Below are 6,128 nucleotides of genomic sequence, written 5' to 3'. Positions count from 1 at the left end.
GGCTCAATAGCTGTTTCAGGGAGGTTGCTAACTTTAAGATGAGCAGGGTAGTGTCATGGAATGAATCCTCCTGCCAGCCTACCTATGCTAACGCTTTCTAAGTTAATCGATGAGGACAAATGCTACGAGACTATTCGCACAATGCGTTGGCCTGAGGGCGTTTGCTGTATTGATTGTGGCTCGAAAAGCATTACTAAACGAGGGAAGCATGACACCTATTCAGCGCGGCAACGCTATATCTGTGGGGAGTGTGGTCGTCACTTTGATGACTTAACCGACACCCTCTTTGCGGGTCGTCATCAACCGTTACAGACCTGGATGGCGTGCTTATATCTGATGGGACTCAATGTCTCGAACCAACAAATTGCCGAAGAGTTGAGTCTGCACAAAGATGATGTGCATCAGATGACGAGTGAATTACGTCAAGCGGTGGCCGACAAGCGACCAGAAGTCCAGTTATCAGGGACGGTGGAGTTTGATGAAGTGTATGTGACAGCAGGCCATAAGGGGCAGCCAGAGAAGGTCAAAAAAAAGGGCGCAAGGGGCGCAGGCGGAAACTCAAAGGGTTTCGGGGGCACGGTACGCTCGAAACGGAGAAACCGCCGATCTTCGGGATGATTCAGCGAGGCGGAGAGGTGGTGATTAAAATGCTGTCAAATGTTCAACAACAAACTATTAAGCCAATCATTCAGTCCATCGTGAAACCTGGCACCCTCATCTATACCGACGAGTATGATATCTATGCTCGTCTAGAGAGTTGGGGATATACTCACAAAAGTGTTTGCCACAGTGCCGGAGAATATGCCCGAGATGACGATGGCGATGGTTTCTGTGAAGTCCATGTCAATACGATGGAAGGCTTCTGGTCATTGCTGCGGTCATGGTTGAGACCTCATCGAGGTATCTCACAAGAGAAATTGCCGATATATTTGGGGTTCTTTGAGTTTGTGCATAATGCCAGAAAAAGGGGGAAAGCCTTGCTGGGTAGTCTATTGAGTACATTGCTCGTCTAACTCCCTGAAACGCCGATTGAGCCTTTATTTTTTAGACGTACAGTCGTTCCATGGAACGAATCTTCAGCTATTTTTTGGGATCTGATAAAATTCTAAGCCCTGATGCAACTAGCTACTTATAAGCGTCCCCTTCGACTCCGCTCAGGGGACGCTGGCTGAGCGAAGTCGAAGCCAACGATTATGGGACGATTACGCTTACTTCAGGCCAGCCTGGGCTTTGCCGGTTAGTTTCATAGCTTGAAATGTGGCAATCAGTCTGGACCCATCGGGGTTAATCCATTCATAGGTGATCGCGATCGCACCATGAGGAAACTGTTGTGTTTTTATCTCTGATCCAGTGCCAACAATACTTTCCACAGCGGATAGATGCATGCCAGGGGTTAAGCGCTCGTATTGATCTAATGTAATAACGGCATAGTGCTGAGAAAGCTGATGATGGATAACACTGATTCGTAAAGCCACTAATCCAAACTCTGCAACCATTGGGGTTAGCTGAGACGGTTGAGGTGGCAACAACAGTCTGGGCAACAACAGTCTGGGCAACACCAAAATCATCACCCCCAACAGCAACACCGCATCTACTAAGGGTTCCTGGAGTTGTTGGTGCATCGGCTCCCAGACCTTGGTCTTAATGTGTGCTCCAAGACTAATGAGTGGCTCCCATCGCCGCCGGTGAGAACCCACAATCACCGTTATCTTAAAGTGTGGTTTGTTATCTTTTACGAATACTGAGTACCATTCTGCCTTAGTCCCTTAAGCTAAAGATTCTTAACATGGTTAACCCTAGACTAAAAAAAAATTATGGGGAATGTATGAGTACCCACAGCACAGACAGGCAATGATGACAGAGGCTGGCACCGACATTATCATCATTGGCGCAGGCATTGCCGGGTTAGCTGCGGGCTGCTACGCCCAGATGAATGGTTATCGCACGGAAATCTTTGAACTCCATAATCAGCCCGGTGGTCTCTGTACGGCGTGGGAGCGTAGAGGATATACCTTTGATGGCTGTATTCACTATTTATTTGGCAGTGGGCCAGACCAGCCCTTTTACTCGCTATGGCAGGAGCTGGGTGTCATTCAAACACGCCGCTTTGTGCATCATGATGAGCTGATGCGGCTGACGGCCTCTAATGGCAAAACGCTGATTGTTTATAGCGATCCTGATCGGCTAGAAGCCCATCTCATGGATCTTTCTCCCAGGGATCGAAAACTGATTCATGCATTTTGTGTCGGCGTTCGAGCCTTGACTGACTTTGATTTATCCTTGCTGCTGCAACAGCCCAAGGCGCTCATGGGGCCTATGGATTGGACGCGTCTGGGGCTCAAAGTATTACCATTTCTGGGGCCGATGGCACGATGGGGATTGCTTTCTGCCCAAGAGTTTGCCCATCGATTCCAAGATCCCTTTTTGCGTCGAGCAATTCCTCAGATGTTTGCCTGGCCTAGCATTCCGGTCATGGTGGGGATGTCGCTGCTGGCCTCCATGCATAACAAAAATGCGGGGTTTCCTGTAGGTGGGTCATTGGCGTTTGCTCGGGCCATTGAGCAACGCTACCGGTCTCTGGGAGGAACCATTCACTACAATGCCCAGGTAGAACGCATTTTGGTGCAGCGCGATCGCGCCATTGGTGTGCGACTGTATAACAACGATGAGTACTTTGCCAATCGAGTCATTGCTGCCTGTGATGGCCGTAGTACTGTCTTCGATCTATTGGGAGGCAAGTACACATCACCCTGTATTAAACACAGGTATAACGGGCATCTACCGGTTTATTCTCAGTTACAGATATCCCTCGGGGTAAATCGCGACTTCTCGCATCACCCCCATTGGACTACCTATTTATTAGATAAACCCGTTGTTGTTGCCGGAGAACATCGTTACGAAATTGGCGTTAAACATTATTGTTTTGATCCATCCTTGTCACCGCCAGAAAAATCTGTAGTGATTATTATGCTAACGACGTCTTATCAATACTGGCAGCGCCTTTATGGTCGCTCTATTTATAATGCAGAGGAAATTCAGGAATCTGGCATTCTAATTGATCAGTTAGAACAGTTTTATCCTGGCATTAAGGCAGATATTGAGTTTGTGGACGTAGCTACCCCCCTCAGCTATGAGCGTTATACGGGCAACTGGCAAGGCTCTAGCTGTGGCTGGTTACTCAACAAACAGACGCTGCCGTTACTCATCACAGGTCTCCGCAAAACACTACCCGGACTCCATCGCTTTTACCGCATTGGCCAATGGGTTGAGCCGGGGGGCAGCGTTCCTGTCGTCGCGATGTCGGGACGTAATATTATTCAGCAAATTTGCCATGAAGATCGCCAAGCATTTCAGGTGATGATGCCTGAAACCAGCAGAGCAGGCTGATAAACAAATCCGTTGAGTCGTTGATACCCTAAGCTTATTCGTTGTCTGTGCGATCGTAATGCAACCCCTCCGTTCCACCCCCTGGCATGCCAGCTCGTCCAAAACTGTTTTCAACAGTCTCCAATCCACACCCCATGGTCTCACCCAATTGGATGCCCAGTGGCGATTGCAGCAGGTGGGTGCTAATCATCTTCCCCAACAGCCTGGACCCAGCTATTGGCAGCTGCTGTTACGGCAGTTTCGCAGTCCCTTAATCTATATCCTAGCCATCGCCGCACTGGGTTCGGTAGCCATTGGTGATCTTAAAGATGCCGGATTTATCATGGCCGTTCTCATGCTCAATGCGGTCATTGGAGGCTATCAGGAATGGCGAGCAGAACAAAGTAGCCGGGCCTTACAGCAGCTGTTGAAAATTCGTGCGGCGGTCATGCGAGATGGAGAAGTGTGTGAGATCGACGCTGATGATGTGGTGCCTGGTGATGTGGTGTGGTTAGAGTCTGGAAATCGTATCCCCGCTGATATCCGTCTGATTCACACCCACAACCTGGAAGTAGATGAATCGTTACTAACGGGAGAATCGCTGACTATTCTCAAAAATGCCGGTTGGATTGGAGAGGAGTCTATCCCCTTAGCCGATCGTCTTAACATGGTGTATGCAGGGTCCATGGTTGTTCGCGGTCGCGGTCGCGGCATTGTTGTTGCTACCGCCACCGCCACCGCCGTTGGTCAGTTAGCACTAGACATGATGGCCACGGCTGGCGGCAAACCCCCATTGCTCAAGCGCATGGAACAGTTTAGTCAGGTTGTGGCCCTATCGGTGGTGATAGCTGCGGTGGGCATTGCCTTGTTAGGCATTCTGAAACACGGGTACAAACTGGTTGAAATGTTCTTGTTTAGTGTTGCCCTGGCGGTGTCCGCTATTCCAGAAGGACTGCCCGTTGCTCTAACCGTGGCCTTGGCCGTCACCACTCGACGCATGGCAAAGCGGGGGGTAATTGTGCGACGATTACCCGCCGTTGAAGGTCTGGGCAGCTGCACCCTGATTGCTAGTGATAAAACAGGGACACTTACCTGTAATGAATTGACGGTACGCCAAATTTGCCTTCCCAATGGTGATGTCTTTGAGGTCACAGGCGAAGGATTTACGCCCGTCGGACACGTATTATTCCAGGGAAAGATGATCACACCGGATCATGTGGCTTTGGATCGCATTGCCCGGACAGCTGTGTTATGCAATGAAGCTGATTTGCACCATAGCGCCGACCAGTGGGCCTGGCGGGGCGATCCTACAGATATTGCCCTACTGACCATGGCCTATAAATTAGGCTGGAGCCGGGAGCCTACTTTGAACTTGTATCCCCAGGTCAATGAAATTCCGTTTGAACCGGAACATCAATTTTCCGCTACTTACCATGCCATTGAAGAGCAGATACATGTGATGGTTAAAGGGGCACCTGAACGGCTGCATACTATGTGTGAGGTGTTACCTGGGCCATCTCCCTGGCGTTTTTCTCAGCAGATGGCTGAGCAGGGCTATCGGGTGCTGGCCTTGGCCACGGGCATAGTTCCCGACAGTCTTGATTCTAGCCAGGTACCGCCAGAGCCATCTCAGCTAAAACTGCTCGGATTTGTCGGTATGATCGACCCTCTCAGACCTGGGGTAAAAGATGCGATCGCATGCTGCCATACCGCTGGCATCGCCGTTTGGATGATTACAGGCGATCATCCAGCAACCGCCTTAGCTATTGCTCGAGATTTGAATCTGGCCACTACCGCCAGCCAGGTAGTTACCGGGCAAACATTAGTAGACCAATCTCCTCAAGAGATACAACAGCTGATTCAAACCACCTGTGTGTTTGCCCGTATCGCCCCCCATCAAAAGCTGCAGTTGGTGAATGCCGCCACAGCCTGCGGACATTTTGTAGCGGTCACTGGTGATGGCATCAACGATGCGCCTGCCCTCCGGGCTGCTAATATCGGCGTGGCCATGGGCAAAGCCGGTACCGATGTCGCCCGTGAAGCCGCAGAACTGGTGATTAGTAACGACAATTTCACCACGATTGTGGCCGGGATAGAAGAAGGGCGGATTGCCTACGACAACATCCGCAAGGTGATATACCTGTTGGTCTCAACGGGGGCAGCTGAGATTATTTTGCTAAGTCTGGCCGTTGCGACCAGTCTACCGTTACCGCTGTTGCCAGTGCAGCTGCTGTGGCTCAATTTAGTCACCAATGGCATTCAAGATGTGGCACTGGCCTTTGAACCAGGAGAAAATGGTATTCTGCGCCGCCGTCCCAGGTCTCCCCGTGAACCTATCTTTAACCGCCTGATGATTGAACGCACTCTGCTCGGCGCAATGGTAATGGGTGTGGTTGGCTTTATCATCTATAATTGGATGCTTATGGCAGGACAGCCTGTTTCTGCAGCCCGCAACACCCTGCTGTTGTTAATGGTGTTGTTTGAGATAGTACATATTGGTAATTGTCGCTCAGAAAGTAAGTCGATATTTCAATTATCTCCCTTACGGAGTCCTATTCTGCTGCTTGGCACGATTATCGCGTTTCTAGTCCATGTGTTGATGATGTATGTGCCCCTAGGGCAGAGCATACTGGCTGTTGAGCCTGTTAGCCTTGAAACCTGGGGTATATTGATTCTTTTAAGTTTGACAGTGCTGGCACCCATTGAATTGCATAAACTCAGCCAGTTTCAAAGACCGAAGAAGATCTTTTAATTTCAAAAAA

General features: G+C 49.9%; 3 protein-coding genes and 1 pseudogene. 3 read left to right on the top strand and 1 reads right to left on the bottom strand.

The features are described 5' to 3' along the window. Positions 1-84 precede the first annotated feature (84 nt). Positions 85-1,013 (top strand): annotated as a pseudogene (locus N836_RS78270) (IS1595 family transposase). A 195-nt stretch (positions 1,014-1,208) separates the two neighbouring features. Here the strand turns inward: N836_RS78270 and N836_RS64120 are convergent. Beyond that, on the bottom strand, positions 1,209-1,622 hold the full coding sequence (locus tag N836_RS64120; RefSeq protein WP_023075350.1) for a hypothetical protein: 414 nt from the start codon (positions 1,620-1,622) through the stop codon (positions 1,209-1,211). Positions 1,623-1,851: 229 nt separating this feature from the next. Between N836_RS64120 and N836_RS64115 the strand changes: the two genes are divergently transcribed. Together N836_RS64115 and N836_RS64110 are read left to right on the top strand one after the other, a co-directional pair. Then, positions 1,852-3,387, top strand: a complete 1,536-nt coding sequence (locus tag N836_RS64115) for a phytoene desaturase family protein (protein WP_031293828.1) — start codon at positions 1,852-1,854, stop codon at positions 3,385-3,387. Positions 3,388-3,445: 58 nt separating this feature from the next. Continuing rightward, positions 3,446-6,118: a cation-translocating P-type ATPase gene (locus N836_RS64110; RefSeq protein WP_023075348.1), complete on the top strand. Its 2,673-nt coding sequence runs from the start codon at positions 3,446-3,448 to the stop codon at positions 6,116-6,118. The last annotated feature ends 10 nt before the right edge of the window (positions 6,119-6,128 follow it).

The organism is Leptolyngbya sp. Heron Island J, assembly GCF_000482245.1.
Classification (GTDB): Bacteria; Cyanobacteriota; Cyanobacteriia; order Phormidesmidales; family Phormidesmidaceae; genus Leptothoe.
This window is presented reverse-complemented; position numbering and strand designations above follow the sequence as displayed.

Excerpts from the sequence above, each read along its gene's own strand:
- N836_RS64120 (WP_023075350.1), bottom strand. The coding sequence starts at position 1,622 with ATGCACCAACAACTCCAGGAACCCTTAGTAGATGCGGTGTTGCTGTTG.
- N836_RS64115 (WP_031293828.1), top strand. The coding sequence starts at position 1,852 with ATGATGACAGAGGCTGGCACCGACATTATCATCATTGGCGCAGGCATT.
- N836_RS64110 (WP_023075348.1), top strand. The coding sequence starts at position 3,446 with ATGCAACCCCTCCGTTCCACCCCCTGGCATGCCAGCTCGTCCAAAACT.